This is a genomic window from Microbacterium azadirachtae, from assembly GCF_025583665.1.
Lineage (GTDB): Bacteria > Actinomycetota > Actinomycetes > Actinomycetales > Microbacteriaceae > Microbacterium > Microbacterium azadirachtae.
This window is the reverse complement of record NZ_CP099706.1, coordinates 325,581-345,791: the sequence shown is the minus strand read 5'-3', so window position 1 is coordinate 345,791 and position 20,211 is coordinate 325,581. Positions and strand designations below refer to the sequence as shown.

Sequence of the window (20,211 nt, the reverse complement as noted above, 5' to 3'; positions counted from 1 at the left end):
GGACTCCGGGAAGGATCGAGGGGTCGTGGAGGGCGGCGGGAAAGGTGCGGGGCCCGCCGCAGCGGACCCCGCACCGAGCGGCGGCGGGTTACTTGTTGACCTGGAAGCCCTGCTGGTTCCCGTAGTCGACGAGCGTCTTCTGCCACTCCTTCAGAGCCGCGTTCAGATCGCCCTTGGCGCCGATCGCCTTGCCGACCGAGTCGCCGAACACGTTGTTGGCGTATCCCTGGAACGGCAGGTACTGCCAGCCCGCGATGACCGACTTCGCCGAGTCCGCGCCGATCGGGTTCGGCTTCTGGTCGCCGTACGCCGCGAAGGTCATGTTCTTCCAGTCGGCGTTGTCGAACTCCTTGACCGTCGACGGGAAACCGTTCTGGTTGATGAGCGTGCGGCCGGTGCCGTCGGCCATGAACTGCAGCACGGCGGCCGCGAGGGCCTTGTTCTTGCTCTGGTCGGTGACGCTCAGTCCGCTTCCGCCGTTCTCGGCGGATCCGGGAGTCCCGTCCCACGTCGGCATCGGGGCGACCTGCCACTTGCCGGCGCCGTGATCATCCATTCCGGAGATCATCCAGGAACCCATCATGAGCGTGGCGAGCTTGTCCTGGTTCAGTGCCTTGCTCCACTCGTCCGACCAGGTGGCCAGCGGAGAGAGCTCGCCGCGCTGCAGCATGCCGCCCCACATGTCGGCGAACTTCTTGCTGCCCTCGTCCTGAAGGTCGATCGTGACCTTCTCGCCGTCGGTCTTGAACGGATGGCCGCCGGACGCCCAGATCATGCTGGTGAAGAATCCGGCGTCGCCGCCGGTGGCGATGTAGGTGTTCGGATCCTTCGCGTGGATGGCCGCGCTGTCCTTGACGAACTCGTCCCAGGTCTTCGGCGCCTCGGTGATGCCGGCGGCGGCATAGAGGTCCTTGTTGTAGATGAAGACCATCGGACCGGAGTCCATCGGGATGCCGACGAGCTTGCCGTTCACGTTCACGGAGCTCCAGGTCGACGCGGTGAACTGGTCCTTGTAGCCGTCGAAGCCGTAGGAGGTCATGTCGGCGAGCGCCCCGGCCATGGTCAGCTGCGGCATGGTCTGGTACTCGACGGGCACGATGTCGGGAGCACCGGATCCCGCCTTGACGGCGTTCTGCAGCTTCGTCACCGCAGCATCCGGGTTGTCCAGCTTCACGACCTTGATCTTGACGTTGGGGTGCTCCTTGGTGAACGCGTCGGCCTGCTTCTGCGTGGCGTCGCTCCAGGTCCACCAGGTCAGCTCGCCGCCCTTCTTGAGAGCGGCGTCGATGTCGGCCTTCGAACCGCCCTGGGCGGCGTCGCTGCCGCCCTGGCAGCCCGCGAGGGCGCCCATCATGAGCGAGGCGGCGCCGACGACGACGGCGGCGCGCATCCAGATGTTCTTCTTCACTGCGGGGTCCTTTCCGGAGGTGATGCAGAGTTTCGTGCGGGGGAGGTGAACAGAGGGGTTGCGGCTACTTGACGCTTCCGGCGGCGAGGCCGGACTGCCAGTAGCGCTGCAGATAGAGGAAGGCGGCCGAGATGGGCAGCACCGTCAGCAGCGAGCCGGTGATGACCAGCTGCGGGATCGGCTGCGTGCCGATCGACGCGGACGCGGACGCCCACTGGCTGAGTCCGACCGTGAGCGGGTACCACTCGGGGCTGGAGAGCATGATGAGCGGCAGGAAGTAGTTGTTCCAGGTGGCGACGACGGCGAACATCAGCACGGTGATGAAGGCCGGGGCGAGCTGCCGGAGCGAGATCGAGAAGAAGATCCGCAGCTCGCCGGCGCCGTCCAGGCGCGCCGCCTCGATGAGCTCGTCCGGGATCGCCTCGGCCGCGTAGACCCAGACCAGGTACAGACCGAAGGCGCTCACGAGCGACGGGATGAGCACCGAGGCCGGGGTGTTCGTGAGCCCGAGCTTGCTGAACAGCAGGAACTGGGGCACGGCGAGCACGGATCCGGGGATCGCGAGGGCGCCGAGGATGATCGCGAACACCGCGCGCCGGCCCGGGAAGCGGTACTTGGCGAGCCCGTACCCGGCCAGGGTGGCCAGCAGCGTGGCGCCGCCGGCGCCGACCACCACGTAGAGCACGGTGTTGAGGAACCAGCGCAGGAACACCCCGTCGTCGTACGCGAACACGTCGGCGATGTTCGTGAAGAGGGAGAACTTCGGCCCGAACCAGAGGCCGGACGTGGTGTAGAGGTCCTGCCGCGACTTCGTGGAGTTCACCACGAGCCAGAACAGCGGGCCCAGGCTGTAGAGCAGCATCAGGGTCATCACGATCATGAGGGTGATCGAGGTGCGCGTGCGGCGCGCCGGTCGCCGGCCGGCGCGGCGGGCGGGACGACCCTGGATCCGGCCGCTCGCGAGCCGGCTGGGTCGGCGGCCGGTGACGACGGCCTCGGTGTTCAGCGGCTCCGCGCCCTGGGACGTCATGACGCTCATCACTTCTGCTCCTTCGATCCGAGGGACTGCGCGAAGAACGCGATGATCATGGTGATCACGCCGGAGATGATCGCGATCGCGGCCGCGTAGTTGAACTGCGATCCGGCGAACGACAGGTTGAAGGCGTACATGTTCGGCGTGAAGTAGCTCGAGATCGAGTTCGGCGCGATCTTCTGCAGCACGGCCGGCTCGTTGAACAGCTGGAAGCTGCCGATGATCGAGAAGATGGTCGCCACGACGATCGCGCCGCGGATGGCCGGGAGCTTGATACTGAACACCGTGCGCAGGGCGCCGGCCCCGTCGATCTCAGCCGCCTCGTAGAGCTCCTGCGGCACGGCCTGCAGCGCCGAGAAGAAGATCAGCATGTTGTAGCCGACGAACTCCCAGGTGACGATGTTGCCGATCGCGGGCAGGATCCACGTCGACGACAGCGGGGAGGGCACGATGTCGCCGAGCCAGCGGTTCAGATCCGCCACGAGTCCGAACTGGTCGCCGTACATGTAGCCCCAGATCATCACCGCGACCACGCCGGGGACGGCGTAGGGGAGGAAGATGCTCAGCCGGTAGAAGGGCACGAACCGCAGCCGTGCGCTGTCGAGCGCCAACGCGGCCACCAGGGCGAGCGCCAGCATGATCGGCACCTGCACGACCAGGAACAGCACGACGCGTCCGGTCGCGTCCCAGAACTTCGGGTCGACGATCGCCGTGGCGTAGTTCTCCAGGCCGACGAAGTGCGTGCCGCCGATCAGCGAGTCGCGGAACAGGCTGAGATAGATCGCGTAGAGCAGCGGCGCGATGAGCACCAGCGCGAACACGAGCATGAACGGACCGACGAACCACCAGCCCGCCCAGGACGGGCGGGAGCGTCGGAGCGGCGTCGCGATCGACATCCGTGTCTCACTTCCTCGTGATTGGTTGCGTTACCAAGAGCACTATAGGCACACTATGGTTACGTAAACAACTCACGCCTCGAAAAAGTGATGTTTACGTTGCCAATCCGTCGAGAATCCACCGCATGGACGATGTGCGGAGGAGACGGAGTCCGACCAGATGGACAGAAGACAAAGGAGTTGGATCCATGCAACGACGACGGAATCAGGTGCTCGCGGCGCTCGGCGCCGCAGCGCTGGCCACGGGCCTCGCCGCGCCGATCCCCGCAGCCGCGCAGCCGCAGGCGCAGGCCACGTCCGCGCAGGCGCGGGCCACGACGATCCCCGTGCTCACCGGCGCCGAGCTCTCCGCGTCATGGACCGCACCGCTGAGCACCCGAGGACGGTACGTGGTCGACGCCGACGGCGACCGGTTCAAGCTCATCTCCGCGAACTGGGATGGAGCGCAGGGGCACTGGAGCGGCAGCGGATCCAAGGACGACCCCGCCACGCACAACAGCGGCGACAGCTACGACATCCCGATGGGGCTCGACCGCGTGGCGCTGCCGACCCTGATGAGCGACTTCCACTCGATCGGGATCAACAGCATCCGCCTGCCATTCTCCAACGAGATGCTCGGGATGACGGCGGCGGTGCCCGATGCGGCGGTCGCAGCCAACCCGCAGCTGCGCGGCAAGACGCCGCTCCAGGTCTTCGACGCCGTGGTCGACGCGCTCACCGCCGACGGATTCGCCGTGATCCTGAACAACCACACCACCACGTCGCTGTGGTGCTGCGGTGTCGACGCGAACACCAAGTGGTACAGCAGCCAGACCACGGAGAAGTGGATCTCCGACTGGGTGATGCTCGCCCAGCGCTACCGGGCCAACCCGCGGGTGGTAGGCATGGATCTGCGCAACGAGGTGCGCCGCGACGTGACCGACGATGCGAACTGGGGAATGGGCGACGGCAACGACCTGTACAAGGCGTATCAGCAGGCGGCGATCGCGATCCAGAAGGTCAGCCCCGACGTCCTCATCGTGATGGAGGGGATCAACTGGCAGGGCGTGCCGCTGGACGGCCTGTTCCACGACCGGCCCATGCTCAAGCCGGTCGCGAACACGTCGAACACGATCCTGCACCCGGACAAGCTCGTGTACTCCGCGCACGTGTACGGCTACACGGGTCCGCAGCACACCGGCGCGACGGGGCTGGGCGAGACCCACGACCTGCGCTATCGGGACATGACCGCGACACAGCTCGCGGACGCGGTGACGCAGGAGGCGCTGTTCGTGACCACGGCCGGCCAGCACTACACGGCTCCGGTGTGGATCAGCGAATTCGGCATCCGCGGAGCCGGGGAGACCGATCAGAAGAACATCGACTGGTGGAACAACTTCACCGACCTCCTCGCGGCGAACGACACCGACTTCGCCGCCTGGCCCCTGGTCACCCAGGCCGACGCCGCGGGCGACTTCGCCGACACCTATGCGCTGCTCGGCTACCGGCCGGACGGCAGCCGGATCAGCATCGCGGACGACTGGCGGTATGCGGGCTGGCAGAAGCTCGTCACCTCCCCCGGCAGGACGGGACACGTCGACCCCGCCGTGCGCTGGAACATGCTCGGCAGCGACAGCTACCTGCCCGACACCAACGCCTCCGCGCTCATGCAGGACCGGCCCGACTGGGATCCGGGTCAGTGGAAGGGCGTCTGCCCCGACACCGAGCGGCTGCAGGGCCTCTCCCGCAGCAGCAACCGCGGTCTGTGCACAGATGCGGGACAGCCGAGCCTCACGACCGTCCGCCATGTCGTGAGCACTGAGGCCAACGTGCAGGTCGACTGGGCCGGCGGCTACAGCAAGCTGCAGTGCGCCAACGGCGAGATCGCCGTGGGCCTCAGCCTGACGATCGGCACCGTCAACCGCTGGGCGGCCTCCCGGCTGCTCTGCGCACCGAGCGCATCCGCGCTGCCGTCGAGCAACGGCCGCACCCTCTGGTTCGACCGCGCCGACAACCGGCCCGCCGGCGGAGGCTCGACCGCGAGCGACTGGGCGCCCGGGCGCTTCAAGGGCCAGTGCGCCGACGGCGAGTACATCGCCGGCGTCGCCTACACCTATCAGCGCCTTCAGGGCGGCGTGCCGAGCGCGCTGCTCTGCAAGCCGCTGCACTGATCCGACGCCGCTGTTCCGGGTGCCATGCGACCCACCCGGGACAGCGGCACGTCCCCCGGCGGCGCGACCGCCGCGATGTTCGACCTGCCTCGCAGGACCGCCCCTGACCCCCGGAAGGATCCGCCGTGATCGACACGATCCACGTCGTCTTCAAGACCCACCTCGACATCGGCTTCACGGCCCTCGCCCGTGACGTGATCGCCGGCTACACCGAGCGCTACCTGCCCCGCGCGATCGAGCTCTCCGAGGAGCTGGAACGCCGCGGAGGACCTGCGCGCTTCGTGTGGACGACCGGTTCCTGGCTGATCGACCACGTGCTGCGCACGGGCAGCGCAGCGCAGGTCGCCCGGCTCGACGCCGCCCTGCGGCAGGGGCGGATCCGGTGGCACGCGCTGCCGCTCACGACGCACACCGAGCTCCTGGATCCGTCGCTCGCCGCGTTCGCGACGTCGCTGTCGCAGGATCTCGACGCGCGCTACGGCCGCCGCACCATCGCCGCGAAGATGACCGACGTGCCGGGTCACACGATCGGGCTCGTGCCCGTGCTCGACGCCGCCGGGATCGAGTACCTGCACCTGGGTGTGAACGGCGCCTCGGCGGTGCCCGACGTGCCGGAGTTCTTCGTCTGGCGCGCCCCCGACGGCGCCGAGGTCGTCGTGAACTACGCGCGCTCCTACGGCTCGGAGGGGCTCGCGCTCGCCGTCGTGCCGGGCGGCACCGACGCGCTGCACCTCGCGCACACCGGCGACAACGACGGCCCGCCCACGGTGGACGAGGTGGAAGAGCTCTTCGCCGCCCTCGCGGCCGCGCACCCCGGGGCGCGCATCGTCGCCTCGAACCTGGACGATTTCGCTCGCGCGGTGCTCGCGCACCGCGACGCGCTGCCCGTGCTCACCGACGAGATCGGCGACACCTGGATCCACGGGGCCGGTGCCGATCCTCTCCTGACCGCCGGCCTGGGCGCCCTGCAGCGGCTGCGGACCGCGTGGGTCCGCGACGGCACTCTCGGTCCCGCCTCCGCGGAGCACCACGACTTCGGGGTGGCGCTGCTGCGCATCGCCGAGCACACGTGGGGCGAGGACCTGAAGACCCACCTCCCCGACTACGCGAACTACCTCAAGGACGAGTTCCGCGCGGCTCGCGCCCGCGACGTCGTCGATCCCTCATCGAACCCCGCGGACACGCACGCCTACGACTGGGCGTGGGCCGAGCACCCGTCGCGGAGCCCCCTGACGTACTCGGGATTCGAGGAGTCCTGGGCCGAGCAGCGCGCGCATCTCGATGCGGCGATCGCCGCACTGGCGCCCGCGCGCGCGGCCGAGGCGCGGGCGGCACTGGCCGAGCTGCAGCCCCGGGGTGACGCGGCGGCGGAGGGCGCGACGCCGGTCGACGGAATCGAGCGCACCCTCGCCGTCGGCGAGGAGGTGCTCCTCGGACGGTTCGCGGTGCGCTTCGGCGCGGACGGGTCGATCACCGGGCTGCGCGACGCACACGGCAGCGTGTGGGCGGATGACGACCACGCGATGGGCGCGTTCCGCCACCAGACCTTCGACGAACGCGACGAGCAGCGCTGGCTGCGGCAGTACTGCCGGGACCTCGACCAGCACGGCTTCTGGGCGATCCCCGACCAGGCGAGCCCCGGCCTGGCGATCGCCGACCGCCTCCCCGCGCGCGTCACGGCACCCGCCGTGCGGACCCTGCGGGTCGTCACGAACGCCGACGGCACCGGCGTCGCGACGGCCGACCTGTCCCTTCCGGCGCGACTCGTCGCGGCGACGGGCGCGCCGGCCCGGATCCGCATCGAGTACCGCTTCCCCGCGATCGAGGGCCCGATCCGGATCCTTCTCGACGTGTGCGGCCGCGAGGCGTCTCGACTGCCGGAGGCGAGCTGGTTCGGCTTCCGCCCGGCCCCCGGCTCACCCGCGGCGGACGACACCTGGACGCTGCACAAGCTCGGTGCGCCCGTGGACCCGCAGCGCGTCGTCAGCCGCGGCAACCGCACCCTGCACGCGGCGACGGCCGTCGTGCGCAGCGGATCGCGGCCTCTGCGCCTGCGCGCGATCGACGCGCCCCTGGTCGCGGTCGGCGCCCCGGCCCTGCTGCGCTTCGACGACGCGATCCCGGATCCCGCCGACGGGTTCTCCGTGAATCTGCACAACAATGTGTGGGGCACCAATTTCCGGATGTGGTTCGACGACGACCTGCGCTATCGGTTCGAGCTGGACCTCGGCGGCGCCCCCGATCCCGATGAGGAGAACCGATGACCCCCGCCCCCCGCGCGTCCACCGCAGACAGCGAGCTCGTGACGAGCCCGCTGGTGATCATGGCGGTGCGCCCGGACGGCTTCGAAGGGGTGTGGGCGGTGAGCCGGCTCAGCCGGGGCCGGCTGGAGTGGCGCACCGACGACGGCGAGGGCGAGGCGCGCATGGACGCGTTCGGCATGACCCCGCAGGGCGATCACGTGCTGCGCGTGCGCACCGAAGGGTTCCGCCCCGGCGCGACCGTGCAGGTGCGCGCCGTGACCGACGCGGTCGCCGCGCCCGGCGCGCAGCACGTGAGCGCCTGGAAGACGGTGCGCCTGGCGGACGGATCCGCCGAGAGGGCCCGGATCGCGGTGTGGAACGACACGCATCAGCGCGACGACACGATCCGTGCGCTCGACGCGCAGACGCCCGCGGTCGACCTCCTCGTCTGGAACGGGGATCTCTGCAACGACTGGACCACACCCGGCGAGTTCGTGAGCACCGTGCTCTCCCCCGCCCAGCGCGACATCAGCGCCGACCGGCCGCTCGAGGTCACGATCGGCAACCACGACGTGCGCGGCGACTGGGCGTTCCAGCTGCAGGACTACGTGGCGATGCGGGATGGCCGCCCCTTCTCCGCCGTGCGGATCGGCCCCGTGGCGTGCGTCTTCCTGCACACCGGCGAGGACAAGCCCGATGCGCATCCGACCTTCCGGGGACGGGTCGCGTTCGAGCCGCTGCGCGCGGAGCAGGCGCACTGGCTGCGTGAGGAGATCGCACGGCCCGAGATCCGTGATGCCCCGTACCGTCTCGTGTTCTGCCACATCCCGCTGCGCTGGACCGACGAGACCCCGGCCGACTACGACCGCGACGGGTACGACTGGTTCAGCCGGATGAGCCGCGACGCCTGGCACGATGCCCTGGTCGCGTGGGGCGCGCAGCTGATCGTCTCCGGCCACACGCACGAGCCCGCCCTGATCCCCGCGGACGCGGCGTTCCCGTACGCGCAGGTCGTCGCCGGCGGCCCGGACCTGGACGCCGCGTCCCCCGAGGCCGCGACCTGGATCGACGTGCGGGCGTATCCCGAGGCCCTGCGCCTCGAGATGCGCACGCTCGACGGCGCCCTGGTGCTCGCGGAGACGCTGACCCCGTCGGAGAGCGTGCGACCGTTCTCAGGGTGACGGAGTCCCGGTGCTACCAGATCCGGCCGTGGCGGCGCTCCCACGCCGCCTCGACGGTGATGTGCCGCCCGGCATAGACGCCGGCGGGGATCGAGGCCACGAGCAGCGCGGTGAGCACGATGAGCGGCACCTGCCAGCCGCCGGTCGTGGTGTGCAGCACGCCGAGCAGGAACGGGAACACCGCCGCGAGCACGTAGCCGGTGCTCTGCACGAAGCCGCTGAGGGCCACCGCCGTCTCCGGCTCGCGGGCGCGGATGCTGATCAGCACGAGAGCGAGGGGGAACAGCAGGCCCGCCAGGCCGTACAGCAGCACCCACAGCCACACGATCGACGGCGCCGGCACGAGCAGCAGGCCCAGGAGGCCGACGACGGCGCCGAGAGCGCCGATCACGTACAGCGCGGTCGTCGCGCGGAAGCGCACGATCAGCACGGGCACGATCAGCGACGCGGGCAGACCCGTGAACGCGAACAGCGAGAGCAGCAGGCCCGCCTGCTGCGGCGTCGTGCCGGCGTGCTCGACGAGGATCGTCGGCAGCCAGGCGAACGCGGTGTAGGCCATGCTCGCGGAGGTGCCAAAGACGCCCGCGAGGGTCCAGGCCAAGGGGATCCGGGCCAGGCGCGAGAACACCCGGGAGCTCGACGGCGCGGTGACGATCGGCCCCGTGGACAGGGCCGTGGCGTCCTCGAACGACAGCCGGTCGGATCCTGCCGCGACCGGATCCCCCGACTCGGCGGGCGGGGCTGCGGCCGCCGCGGCCTCGGTGCGGGAGCGCAGCAGCATCACGATCCACGGGATGGTGCCGGCGAGCGCGAAGACCGCCCACATCGCCAGCGACACCCGCCAGCCGGCCGCGTCGGCCGCGGGGACCGCCACGAGCGGCGGCAGGAACGTCGAGAACGCCATGACCGTCGTGTAGAGCGTCATCATGAGCCCGAGCCGGTCGGGGAAGTACTTCTTCACGAGCGGCGGCATCAGGATGTTCGCCATCCCGACACCCGCGAACACGAGGGCGGTCGCGATGAGCAGGGTGGACGAGTCGACGGCGAGACCGCGGGCGACGAGCCCGACCGTGACGGCGCCGAGCGCGATCACGGCGACCCGCTCCAGGCCCAGGCGACGCTCCATGAGCGGCGTGAGCAGCCCGAACAGGGCGAAGCACACGGGCGGCGCGGTGCCGATCAGGCCGACCACGGCGGACGGCATCGGGAAGTCCCGCGCCACGTGGTCGACGACCGGCGACAGCGACGCCACCGCGGAGCGCAGCGAGAACGCGACGAGCACGATGCCGAGCACCGCCAGTGCCCGCCCGCGCCAGAGCGGCCGGACCTCCGAGTTCCTCAGGGGCCGGTCATCGCCCGTCACGAGGTCTGCGACCCCTCGAGCCAGGCCAGGTACTCCGCCGTCACGGTTCCCGTCACGTACCGCCCGTCGAAGGGGCTCAGGTCGAGGTCGGTGAGCTCGGACCCCTCGGTGATCGCCGCCTTGAGGTCGTCGACCTCCTGGTAGACGAGCCGGTCGGCGCCGAGCTCCTCGGCGATCTCCGGAATGGTGCGGCCGTGGGCGATGAGCTCGTGCTTGGACGGCATGTTGATGCCGTACACGTGCGGATGCCGGATCGGCGGCGCGGCGGAGGCGAAGATCACCGAGGCAGCGCCCGCGTCGCGGGCCATCTGGATGATCTGCTTCGACGTGGTGCCGCGCACGATCGAGTCGTCGATCAGCAGCACGTTCTTGCCCTTGAACTCGGTCGACATCGCGTTGAGCTTCTGGCGCACGCTCTTCTTGCGCACCGCCTGGCCCGGCATGATGAACGTCCGGCCCACGTAGCGGTTCTTGTAGAAGCCCTCGCGGTACTCCTTGCCGAGCTTGCGGGCGACCTCCATCGCGGCGGGGCGCGAGGAGTCGGGGATCGGCATGACGACGTCGATCTCGTCCAGCGGCACGTGCTTGGCGATCGTGTCGGCGAGGCGGTCGCCCATGCGCAGGCGCGACTCGTACACGGAGACGCCGTTCATGACCGAGTCCGGACGCGCGAGGTACACGTACTCGAAGGCGCAGGGGGCGAGGGTCGGATCCGCCGCGCACTGCTTCGAGAACAGCGTCCCGTCGTTCGCGATGAACACGGCCTCGCCGGGCGCGATCTCGCGCACGACCTCGTAGTCGCCGTTCTCCAGCACGAGCGACTCGCTCGCCACGACCCACTCTTCCCGGTCGGTCCCTGAGGTACTCGAAGGGGTCCCTGAGGCACTCGAAGGGGTCCCTGAGGCACTCGAAGGGGTCCCTGAGGCACTCGAAGGGGTCCCTGAGGCACTCGAAGGGCGGATGCGCTTGCCGAGGATCAGCGGACGGATCCCGAACGGATCCCGGAACGCGAGCAGGCCGTAGCCCGCGATGATCGCGATCACCGCGTAGGCGCCCTCGATGCGCTCGTGCGTGCGCGCGACCGCCTCGAAGATGCGCTCGGAGTCGAGGTCGACCGTCGACGTCGTGGTCTGCAGCTCGTGGGCGAGCACGTTGAGCAGCAGCTCGGTGTCGCTCGACGAGTTCAGGTGACGGCGGTCGCGCTGCGCCATGTCGGCCGTCAGCTCGCGGGTGTTGGTGAGGTTGCCGTTGTGGATGAGGATGATGCCGTACGGCGCGTTCACGTAGAACGGCTGGGCCTCCTCCTCGCTCGACGCGGTGCCCTTGGTCGCGTAGCGCACGTGGCCGAGGCCGACGTTGCCGAGCAGCGACCGCATGTCGCGGGTGCGGAAGGCCTCGCGCACCATGCCCTGCGCCTTGGCGAGGTGCATGACCCCGTTCGGCTCGGCGGTGGCGATGCCGGTCGCGTCCTGTCCGCGGTGCTGCAGGAGCAGGAGCGCGTCGTAGATGTCCTGGTTGACGGGGGCGTGCCCGACCATTCCGACGATGCCGCACATGGGGGTCAGTTCGCTCCGTTCGCGTAGGCGCCGACCAGGCGCACGGCACCGCCGTCGACGCCCTTGGCGCCCTGCTCGAATGCGCCGGCCGGGCGCGCGGCGACGGCGTCGAGCCGCACCGTCCCGACCTGCCAGGTGTCGATGCCGCCGGCCGTGAGCGCCTGGGCGATCGCGGAGGCGGACGAGGCGTCGACGACCGCGAGGAAGCCGATGCCGAGGTTCCAGGTGCCCTCGCTGGACTCCAGCGAGGTGCCGGCGATGTCGCTCAGCACGCGGAACACCGGGGCCGGCGACCACGTGGCGCGGTCGACCTCGGCCCAGGATCCCTGCGGGAGCACGCGCGCCAGGTTGGCCGCGATGCCGCCGCCGGTGACGTGGCTGAGCGAGTGCACCGCGCCCTCGAAGCGCTCGGTGAGCCCGAGCAGCGGCGTCGTGTACAGGCGGGTCGGGGTGAGCAGCGCCTCGCCCCACGTGGTGCCCAGCTCGTCGGAGCGGTCTCCGTAGCCGATGCCGGCCTTCGCCAGGATGTGGCGCACGAGCGAGTAGCCGTTGGAGTGCAGGCCGCTGGAGGCGAGGGCGAGCACGACGTCGCCGTCCCGCACGCGCTCCGAGCCCAGGATCCGGTCGGCCTCGACGATGCCGGTCGCCGCGCCCGCGACGTCGTAGTCGTCGACGCCGAGCAGGCCGGGGTGCTCGGCCGTCTCGCCGCCGACGAGGGCGGTTCCGGTGAGCTCGCAGGCCTCGGCGATGCCGCGCACGATGTCGGCGATGCGTTCGGGCACGACCTTGCCGCAGGCGATGTAGTCGGTCATGAACAGCGGCTTCGCGCCCACGACCACGATGTCGTCGACGACCATGCCGACCAGGTCGTGGCCGATCGTGTCGTGCTTGTCGATCGCCTGCGCGATCGCGACCTTCGTGCCGACGCCGTCGGTGCTCGAGGCGAGCAGCGGCCGGCGGTAGCCGAGCAGGGCCGAGGCGTCGAAGAGACCGGCGAATCCGCCGACCCCGCCGAGCACCTCGGGTCCGTGCGTGGCACGGACGGCGGACTTCATGAGTTCGACGGCGCGATCGCCGGCAGCCGTATCGACGCCGGCCTCAGCATAGGTGCGGGAGGACACCAGGCAATCCTACCGGCGGGCGGCTGTGCCGGCGCCCGGCGTCGGACTCCGCCGTCGCCCCGTGCCGGGACCGCCCTGGACCGCCGCAGGGAGGGCCGCGCCCCGGCTCTGGTGCTGCCGCGGGAGAACTGGTATTACTTGACTCCCCCGATCCCGAGAGAACTCTGCAGCGCGGCAACGAGGCCGCGCCTTCGCGAATGGAGAGGACCATCGTGGCACGCACTCAGAAGGACCCGGGGTCGGCGCAGACACCGGCCGAGGAGACATCCGAAGCCGTCACACCGTCGCCTCGCAGACGTGCGTCGAGCGCCTCGCTCGCGAAGAAGGACGCGGCGGGCGCAGCGCCCAGGAAGACGGGCGCCGCCCGCTCCCGGGCCCGCAAGCCCGTGCCGAGCTCCGCCACGACCGCCGGGCCGGCGACCAACCCGCTTCCGGTGGCGCTGCCCACGCTGGATCCGGAGACCGCGCCCGGCGAGAAGCCGGCACGCACCCACGGCCTGCGCAACATGTCGGAGATCCGGCACTTCTTCCGCACCAACCGCGCGCCGATCTTCTTCCTAGGCGCCTCGGCGTTCAACCTGCTGGGCCTGGACCGCTGGGTGCGGGGGTTCTCGTACATCACGTACTACGACGGCTGGCAGGGCGCGCACCCCCGGGTGTTCAGCCCGATCCACAAGCCGTACATCGAGTTCCAGAGCGGCGAGGAGATCAACAACTGGCTGCTGCGCCACCACGAGGTGCGCGCGCACATCGCACGGCTCACGCCCGCGGGAGAGCGGCCGCGGATCGCGATGGTGTTCTTCGACGCGGAGACCGAGGCCATCTGCGAGGAGCTCGGCTACGAGCTGATCCTGCCGTCGGCCGCCCTGCGCGAGCACCTGGACTCCAAGATGGTGACCACCCGCATCGCGGAATCGGTCGGCGTGCCGAGCGTCCCCCACGTGATCACGACGGCCGGCTCCTACGAGGATCTGCAGGAGCAGGCCACCAAGGCGGGACTCGGATCCGACCTGGTCGTGCAGACCGCGTACGGGGACTCCGGCAAGACCACCTACTTCGTCACCGATGCCGCCTCCTTCGCCAAGCACGAGGACGACATCGTCGGGCACGAGCTCAAGGTCATGAAGAGGATCAACAACCGCCCGATCGCCGTGGAGGCGGTGCTCACCCGCCACGGCACCATCGTGGGCCCGTTCATGACGGAGATCACCGGCCACAAGGACCTGACCCCCTACCGCGGCGGCTGGGCCGGCAACGAGATGTTCCCCGACGTCCTCGACGAGCGCACCCGGCGCACGGCCGCGCGGCTCGTGCGCACGCTCGGCGACCGGCTCGGCGCGGAGGGGTACCGCGGCTTCTTCGAGGTCGACGTGCTGCTGGACACCGACACCGGCGACGTCTACCTCGGCGAGCTGAACCCGCGCATCTCCGGCGCCTCCGCCATCACGAACGTCACCGCGGGGGCCTACGCCGACATCCCGCTGTTCCTGTTCCACCTGCTGGAGTACTCCGGCGTCGAGTTCGACCTCGACGTCGACGAGATCAACGACCGCTGGGAGGAGCTCGCCGCGGCCGACCAGTGGAGCCACATGATCATCAAGCACACCGACGCGACGGTGGAGCACATCGACGTGGCGCCCCCGACCGGACGGTACGTCTTCGACGCCTATGGCCGCCTCGCGTTCTCGCAGGGGGATCTCGACTGGCACCTGCTCGGAAACGAGTCCGAGTCGTTCTTCCTGCGGATCTACGGGCCGGGCGACTACCGTTGGAAGGGCGCGGATCTGGGGATCCTGGTCACCAAGGGCCGGCTGCAGACGCCCACGGGTCGTCTGTCCATCCGCGCGAAGCACCTCATCGAGTCCATCAGGGCGATGTACGCGGCCACGCCGCTGCCGCCCGCGATGGAACCCTCTGAGCCTGAACTGATCGGAACCGAATCGACACCATGAGCGGTGATGTGACGCCCCCGTCGACGGACCTCTGGAACGGCATGACCCCGGCCGCGGCAGCCGTGCCCCCGCCCGCCCCGGACGGACGCCCCGTCGACGGGTTCATCCCACCCCTCGAAGCGTGGCAGCAGGAGCCGAACCTGCGCTGGTCGATGCAGCACATGGCCGACTTCCTGCCGGTGCACGAGATCTCCTCGCACGGGCGCACCCTGGCCTTGCCCAGCGTGCCCGCGGATCTCGCGCACATCGACGTCCCGCATCCGTGGGAGCCCCGCTCGGCGCCGTTCGAGGACGTGATGGCCTCGACCTTCACGGACGGCTGGATCGTCGCCCGCGACGGCGCGGTGATGGGCGAGCAGTACGTCGGGACGATGTCGCCGAGCGTGCTGCATCTGCTGATGTCGGTGAGCAAGTCGCTGACCACCGCCGTCGCCGGCACGCTCATGGGCGCGGGAGAGCTGGATCCGGGTGCGCAGGTCACGGCCTACGTCCCGGCGCTGGCCGGCTCCGGGTACGACGGCGCGCGCGTGCGCGATCTGCTGGACATGCGCACCGGGGTGCGGTTCTCCGAGGCGTATCTGGACGAGAACGCCGAGGTGCGCCTGCTCGAGGAGGCCATCGGCTGGGCGCCGCGTCGGCATCCGGACACCCCGCACACCCTCCGCGACTTCCTCGCCACGCTCGGCGCCGACGGCCCGCACGGCGGGCGCTTCGACTACAAGTCGTGCGAGACCGACGCGCTGGCGTTCGTGCTCGAGGGAGCGACCGGGATCCACGCGGCCGACCTGATGTCGGAGCGGCTGTGGGGTCCGATGGGCGCGGAGTTCGGGGCCAACGTCGGTGTCGACGCGGTCGGATCCGGGATGTTCGACGGCGGCGTCTCGGCGTCGCTGCGTGATCTGCTGCGCTTCGGCACGCTGTTCCTGCGCGACGGGGCCGCGCTGGACGGCCGGCAGGTGCTGCCGTCCTCCTGGATCGCGGAGACCGTCGCCGGCGCGCCCGACTCGCGCGCGGCGTTCGCCAACGCGGCCGAACCCACCCTCATGCCGGGCGGCATGTACCGCAACGGCTTCTGGTTCCCGTATCCGGGATCCGACGTGTTCCTCGCGCTCGGGATCCACGGCCAGATGGTCTACGTCAACCGTGCGGCCGACGTCGTCGCCGCCAAGCTCTCGAGCTGGCCGACGCCGCAGGACGGCGAGCGCCTGCTGTGGACCATCCGCGCGTTCGACGCCGTCGCACGCACGATCGGCTGACCCGCCCTTCCGTCCGAGGAGCGGTGTTCGTCGCCTCCCTGCGGCTCCACGACGGACATCGCTCCTCGAAACCGGAATCGGCCGCTCCACGGAGCCCGGGAATCCGTACCATTAGGCCATGACGGAGAAGCCGCAGTGGCTTGTGCGCGAGGAGGCCGGCATCCCGGTGCTGGTCGCCCTCGCCCTGCGTCAGCGGCTCGGGATCAAGGTGCCGGCCGAGCTGCCCCCGCTGCGCGACCATCCGCGCCGGGCCTTCGACGACGGCGAGGCCGACGACGCGCTCGAGCGACAGTGGCGGGCGTACTGGGAGATGACCGTCGAGCCCGTCACCCACCCGTCCGCGACGCCGCTGGAGCTGATCGACGGCTTCGAGACCATCGTGGCGCTGCCCGCCCGCGGCGCCGAGCGGCTGCGCACCGCGATCATGCCGTTCGCCGCCGACGTGCTGCACTACGCGAAGGACGCGCAGCAGCGCTACGCCCGCTCGGTCTCCGGCACCGGGGATCCCTACCGCGCGTATGCGGCGGCGCTCGCGGAGTTCGAGCGCGACACCGGGCGCCGGGCGCACTCGTTCGAGCTGAACGTGCACGTGTTGCCGCTCGCCCAGCGCGGCATCTGGCGCATCGGCGCGTTCAGCATCGCGGTCACGGACACGCTCCGGCACGACCCGGTCGACTTCGACACCGCGATCCGCCCCGTGATCGCCGAAGTGGCCTGAGACGGCCTCGACCTACGGCCTGCGCGTCCCGCGCCTCAGAGCGCCCGCGGATGCGGACTACTCGGCGATCGTCTCGTGGTCGACGCGCACGACGCGCTCGCTGCGGCGCGCGGCGCGCTCGAGCAGCAGGGCGATCACGCCGAACACGGCGATCCCGGCCGGCACCGTCCACAGCAGCAGGAAGCCGAAGACCTGGCCGAACGGATAGGCCACCTGGGTGGCCTTGGATGCCTCGAAGCTGCCGAACGCCGTCAGCAGGAACGCGACGACCACGCCCACGCCCACGCCGATCCCGAGGAAGACGCCCCAGCGCGGCGCACGACGGACACGCGCGATCTCGATCTCGGGCGTGCGGTGCGGCTGCGACGTGCTCATGGATCCATTGTCCCACGCCGGTCTGTGCGCCGCCCCGGGGTCCCCCGGCCTCCCACGGTCTCTCAGGATCGATACCCGGGAACAGGCGAGGTGACCGAGAACAGGAGGATTCGGGGAGGATCGCCTGATCTCGGTCAGGTCACCGGATCTCGGCAGGCGCGCACGGCGCGCAGCGTCGCCGGATCAGGGGCGCAGCGGCAGCAGCTCGGTGAGGTCGGCGCGCGTCCCGGACGCGTGGATCCGGCCCGCGTCGACCGCCGCCGCCCACGTCTCGGATCCGGTCGCGACCGCGATCCACGTGGCGGGATCCAGCTCGACGACGTTCGGCGGTGTGCCCCGGGTGTGACGGGGGCCCTGCACCACCTGCACCGCCCCGAACGGCGGAACCCGCACCTCGACGCTGTTGCCGGGCGCCTTCTCGTCGAGCAGCTGCAGCAGATAGCGCACCGCCGTGGCGTAGTCGGCGCGCGCGGGTCTCTCCCCGGCCGCGAGCGCGGCACGGGCGGCGTCGAGCGCGGCGCGCCCCGCGGTCGTGTCGATCCTGCTGGCCATGGATCCAGCCTAGGCACGCGGGCATAGGCTCGGCGTGATGACTTCCTCGACCGAGACCTCCGCCGCCGGCGCCGCCGCGGGTGCGCGCGCCGATCTGCTCGCGGCGGCGGCACGGGGCACGATCGGGCTCGACCGCCTTCCCGCGGTCGACGAGCCGAACCCGGCATCGGTGCTCATCCTCTTCGGCCGGCTCGACGACGAGCCCTCCGACGCCGACGCGATCACCGTGCCGGCGGACCTCGACGTCCTCCTGCAGCGCCGCGCCGCGACCCTCTCCTCGCATCCGGGGCAGGTGTCGTTCCCCGGCGGGCGCAGCGAGCCGGAGGATGCGGATGCGGCCGCCACCGCACTGCGCGAGGCGCAGGAGGAGACCGGACTGGATCCGTCCGGCGTCGAGATCCTGGCGACCTTGCCGGAGATCCCCCTCGCCGCCAGCAACCACCTCGTGACGCCGGTGCTGGGGTGGTGGCGCGAGCCTTCCCGCGTCGTCGCGGTGGACCACGCCGAGACCGTGCAGGTGTTCCGGGTGCCCGTGGCGACGCTGCTCGACCCGGCGACCCGGTTCACCTCGACGCTGACCCGGATGGGGCAGACGTTCCGCGGTCCGGCGTTCGACGTCGACGGCACGATCGTCTGGGGCTTCACCGCGATGGTCCTGGACGGGCTTTTCGACGCCGCCGGGTGGACGCTGCCCTGGGACCGCGCCGACGAGCGCCCGATCCGCCTCGAGGTCTGACCAGCGCGGCAGAGGTCACGGGAGCGTCCGGGCCGTTGTGCAGGGAGGGCCGGCCGTTCTGCAGGGTGACCCCGCCGAATCCGCGGAGATCCGCCCGGAAGACCGGGCTGGTCGCTCCTCTCACCCTGCACAACACCACGGCGCCCTGCAGAATGGCCGCGCGTCGAGGGAGACGGCCCCGCGAAACGCGCCGCGCCGCCGAAGTCCCGCTCGGTAGGCTGGGCGGGTGAAGATCCTCGTCCTCGGTTCCGGTGCTCGTGAGCACGCGATCATCCTCGCTCTGCGCGCCGAAGGGTCCGCGCACGAGATCCTCTGCGCGCCGGGCAACGCCGGCATCGCGCAGGACGCGACCCTGGTCGAGGTCGACCCGATGGACGGCTCCGCCGTGCGTGCCTTCGCGGACGAGCACGGCGTGGATCTCGTCGTGATCGGACCCGAGGCGCCGCTGGTCGCCGGCGTCGCCGACGTGGTCCGTGAGCATGGCATCCCGGTGTTCGGGCCCGGGCGCGCGGCCGCACAGCTCGAGGGCTCCAAGGCCTTCGCCAAGCGGATCATGGAGGCCGCCTCGGTGCCGACCGGCCGTGCCGTCCGCGCCGCGACCGCCGCCGAGGTCGAGGCCGCGTTCGACGACCTCGGCGCCCCGTACGTGGTCAAGGCCGACGGCCTCGCCGCGGGCAAGGGCGTGATCGTCACCGACGATCGCGAGGCCGCCCTCGCGCACGCCCAGCACTACCTGCCGCACGGCCCGGTGCTGATCGAGGAGTTCCTCACCGGCCCCGAGGTCTCCCTGTTCTTCCTCAGCGACGGCGACACCGTGCGCGCGCTGAGCCCCGCCCAGGACTTCAAGCGCGCCTTCGACGGCGACGAGGGCCCGAACACCGGCGGCATGGGCGCGTACTCACCGCTGCCCTGGCTCGCCGAGCAGTTCGGCAGTGAGGCGGCGTTCGTCGAGGAGGTCACCCGCACCGTCGCGCTCCCCGTCGTGAAGCAGCTCGACTCCGAGGGCACGCCGTTCATCGGCCTGCTCTACGCGGGCCTCATCCTCACCCCCGCCGGCGTGCGCGTGATCGAGTTCAACGCGCGCTTCGGCGACCCGGAGACCCAGGTGGTGCTGCCCCGGCTGCGCACGCCGCTGTCGCAGCTGCTGCTCGCCGCCGCCACCGGCACGCTTGAGGACCAGCCGCAGCCGGAGTTCTCGGACGAGGTCGCGATCACCGTGGTGCTCGCGAGCGAGGGCTACCCCGAGGCGCCGCAGACCGGAAGGCCGATCGAGGGCCTGGCCGAGGCCGCCGCCGTCGAAGGGGTCGGGATCGTGCACGCGGCGACGGCAGGCCCCGACGCGCCCGGCGGCAACCTCATCGCGACCGGCGGCCGCGTGCTGAACGTGGTCGCGACCGGATCCGGCTTCGCGGACGCGCGCGCCCGCGCGTACGAGGCGCTCGGACGGATCCGCCTCGACGGCGCCCACCACCGCACCGACATCGCCGCCCGCGTCGCGGAGTAGCCGCCGTCGCGGAGTAGCCGCCGCCGCGGAGTAGCGGCCGCGGCGCGCGACGCCACCGCGGCGCGAGCGCGCGTTTCCCCCCGCATACCGTCATTCCCTCCCCCCTCCGGGCGTCCGTGGGGGAGGGAATGACGGTCGGAGGAGGGAAACGCCAGGGGTGGAGAGTC

At 70.9% G+C, this 20,211-nt stretch carries 16 protein-coding genes; 8 read left to right on the top strand and 8 right to left on the bottom strand.

Annotation, left to right across the window (positions count from 1 at the left end; all coding sequences use genetic code 11):
- Nucleotides 1-88 precede the first annotated feature (88 nt).
- The 3 genes from NFX31_RS01605 to NFX31_RS01595 all read right to left on the bottom strand — a co-directional run bounded on the left by NFX31_RS01605 (nt 89) and on the right by NFX31_RS01595 (nt 3,337).
- Nucleotides 89-1,408 (bottom strand): ABC transporter substrate-binding protein, encoded by a 1,320-nt coding sequence (locus tag NFX31_RS01605; protein WP_091477631.1) that lies wholly within the window; start codon nt 1,406-1,408, stop codon nt 89-91.
- 64 nt (nt 1,409-1,472) lie between these two features.
- Entirely contained in the window at nt 1,473-2,447 is a 975-nt protein-coding gene (locus tag NFX31_RS01600; RefSeq protein ID WP_082071988.1) for a carbohydrate ABC transporter permease, read from the bottom strand.
- On the bottom strand, nt 2,447-3,337 hold the full coding sequence (locus NFX31_RS01595; RefSeq protein WP_262956554.1) for a carbohydrate ABC transporter permease: 891 nt from the start codon (nt 3,335-3,337) through the stop codon (nt 2,447-2,449). Before NFX31_RS01595 ends, NFX31_RS01600 begins: the two co-directional genes overlap by 1 nt.
- Nucleotides 3,338-3,525: 188 nt before the next feature.
- Between NFX31_RS01595 and NFX31_RS01590 the strand changes: the two genes are divergently transcribed.
- From NFX31_RS01590 to NFX31_RS01580, 3 genes are all read left to right on the top strand, one after another.
- Nucleotides 3,526-5,487 carry a glycoside hydrolase family 5 protein gene (locus NFX31_RS01590; RefSeq protein WP_262956553.1) on the top strand — a complete coding sequence of 654 codons (1,962 nt, stop codon included), beginning with the start codon at nt 3,526-3,528 and terminating at the stop codon, nt 5,485-5,487.
- Between the two features lie 125 nt (nt 5,488-5,612).
- Nucleotides 5,613-7,751, top strand: a complete 2,139-nt coding sequence (locus NFX31_RS01585) for a DUF5054 domain-containing protein (RefSeq protein WP_262956552.1) — start codon at nt 5,613-5,615, stop codon at nt 7,749-7,751.
- Nucleotides 7,748-8,911: a metallophosphoesterase family protein gene (locus NFX31_RS01580; RefSeq protein WP_091477661.1), complete on the top strand. Its 1,164-nt coding sequence runs from the start codon at nt 7,748-7,750 to the stop codon at nt 8,909-8,911. The genes NFX31_RS01585 and NFX31_RS01580 overlap by 4 nt, the downstream gene beginning before the upstream one ends.
- 13 nt (nt 8,912-8,924) lie before the next feature.
- Here NFX31_RS01580 and NFX31_RS01575 read toward each other — a convergent pair whose 3' ends face one another.
- The 3 genes from NFX31_RS01575 to purM are packed head-to-tail and all read right to left on the bottom strand — an operon-like array spanning nt 8,925 to nt 12,885.
- On the bottom strand, nt 8,925-10,274 hold the full coding sequence (locus tag NFX31_RS01575) for an MFS transporter (RefSeq protein ID WP_248700354.1): 1,350 nt from the start codon (nt 10,272-10,274) through the stop codon (nt 8,925-8,927).
- Entirely contained in the window at nt 10,271-11,830 is a 1,560-nt protein-coding gene (locus NFX31_RS01570) for an amidophosphoribosyltransferase (protein ID WP_262956551.1), read from the bottom strand. Before NFX31_RS01570 ends, NFX31_RS01575 begins: the two co-directional genes overlap by 4 nt.
- 5 nt (nt 11,831-11,835) lie before the next feature.
- Nucleotides 11,836-12,885 (bottom strand): phosphoribosylformylglycinamidine cyclo-ligase, encoded by a 1,050-nt coding sequence (gene purM / locus NFX31_RS01565; protein ID WP_420847443.1) that lies wholly within the window; start codon nt 12,883-12,885, stop codon nt 11,836-11,838.
- Nucleotides 12,886-13,163: 278 nt separating this feature from the next.
- Between purM and NFX31_RS01560 the strand changes: the two genes are divergently transcribed.
- From NFX31_RS01560 to NFX31_RS01550, 3 genes are all read left to right on the top strand, one after another.
- A complete protein-coding gene (locus NFX31_RS01560; RefSeq protein WP_262956550.1) occupies nt 13,164-14,903 on the top strand; it encodes a biotin carboxylase in 1,740 nt (579 codons plus the stop codon).
- A complete protein-coding gene (locus NFX31_RS01555; protein WP_262956549.1) occupies nt 14,900-16,159 on the top strand; it encodes a serine hydrolase domain-containing protein in 1,260 nt (419 codons plus the stop codon). Before NFX31_RS01560 ends, NFX31_RS01555 begins: the two co-directional genes overlap by 4 nt.
- Before the next feature lie 118 nt (nt 16,160-16,277).
- Complete coding sequence (locus tag NFX31_RS01550) at nt 16,278-16,877, top strand: zinc-binding alcohol dehydrogenase (protein WP_262956548.1); 600 nt, start codon at nt 16,278-16,280, stop codon at nt 16,875-16,877.
- 57 nt (nt 16,878-16,934) lie between these two features.
- Here NFX31_RS01550 and NFX31_RS01545 read toward each other — a convergent pair whose 3' ends face one another.
- Both NFX31_RS01545 and NFX31_RS01540 read right to left on the bottom strand, forming a co-directional pair.
- A complete protein-coding gene (locus NFX31_RS01545; RefSeq protein ID WP_045249293.1) occupies nt 16,935-17,252 on the bottom strand; it encodes a hypothetical protein in 318 nt (105 codons plus the stop codon).
- A 183-nt stretch (nt 17,253-17,435) separates the two neighbouring features.
- The gene (locus NFX31_RS01540) at nt 17,436-17,804 is read right to left on the bottom strand and encodes a sterol carrier family protein (RefSeq protein WP_045249292.1); all 369 of its coding nucleotides are present in this window, start codon (nt 17,802-17,804) and stop codon (nt 17,436-17,438) included.
- Nucleotides 17,805-17,841: 37 nt separating this feature from the next.
- Between NFX31_RS01540 and NFX31_RS01535 the strand changes: the two genes are divergently transcribed.
- Nucleotides 17,842-18,540 carry an NUDIX hydrolase gene (locus tag NFX31_RS01535; protein WP_045249291.1) on the top strand — a complete coding sequence of 233 codons (699 nt, stop codon included), beginning with the start codon at nt 17,842-17,844 and terminating at the stop codon, nt 18,538-18,540.
- Nucleotides 18,541-18,766: 226 nt separating this feature from the next.
- On the top strand, nt 18,767-20,044 hold the full coding sequence (purD, locus tag NFX31_RS01530; RefSeq protein ID WP_045249290.1) for a phosphoribosylamine--glycine ligase: 1,278 nt from the start codon (nt 18,767-18,769) through the stop codon (nt 20,042-20,044).
- Nucleotides 20,045-20,211: the final 167 nt, after the last annotated feature.

What these genes read in the sequence shown, in the direction of transcription:
- NFX31_RS01550 (WP_262956548.1), top strand. Translation starts at nt 16,278, where the DNA reads ATGACGGAGAAGCCGCAGTGGCTTGTGCGCGAGGAGGCCGGCATCCCG.
- NFX31_RS01595 (WP_262956554.1), bottom strand. Translation starts at nt 3,337, where the DNA reads ATGTCGATCGCGACGCCGCTCCGACGCTCCCGCCCGTCCTGGGCGGGC.
- NFX31_RS01600 (WP_082071988.1), bottom strand. Translation starts at nt 2,447, where the DNA reads ATGAGCGTCATGACGTCCCAGGGCGCGGAGCCGCTGAACACCGAGGCC.
- NFX31_RS01555 (WP_262956549.1), top strand. Translation starts at nt 14,900, where the DNA reads ATGAGCGGTGATGTGACGCCCCCGTCGACGGACCTCTGGAACGGCATG.
- NFX31_RS01590 (WP_262956553.1), top strand. Translation starts at nt 3,526, where the DNA reads ATGCAACGACGACGGAATCAGGTGCTCGCGGCGCTCGGCGCCGCAGCG.
- NFX31_RS01535 (WP_045249291.1), top strand. Translation starts at nt 17,842, where the DNA reads ATGACTTCCTCGACCGAGACCTCCGCCGCCGGCGCCGCCGCGGGTGCG.
- NFX31_RS01580 (WP_091477661.1), top strand. Translation starts at nt 7,748, where the DNA reads ATGACCCCCGCCCCCCGCGCGTCCACCGCAGACAGCGAGCTCGTGACG.
- NFX31_RS01570 (WP_262956551.1), bottom strand. Translation starts at nt 11,830, where the DNA reads ATGTGCGGCATCGTCGGAATGGTCGGGCACGCCCCCGTCAACCAGGAC.
- purM (WP_420847443.1), bottom strand. Translation starts at nt 12,885, where the DNA reads ATGAAGTCCGCCGTCCGTGCCACGCACGGACCCGAGGTGCTCGGCGGG.
- NFX31_RS01540 (WP_045249292.1), bottom strand. Translation starts at nt 17,804, where the DNA reads ATGGCCAGCAGGATCGACACGACCGCGGGGCGCGCCGCGCTCGACGCC.
- NFX31_RS01545 (WP_045249293.1), bottom strand. Translation starts at nt 17,252, where the DNA reads ATGAGCACGTCGCAGCCGCACCGCACGCCCGAGATCGAGATCGCGCGT.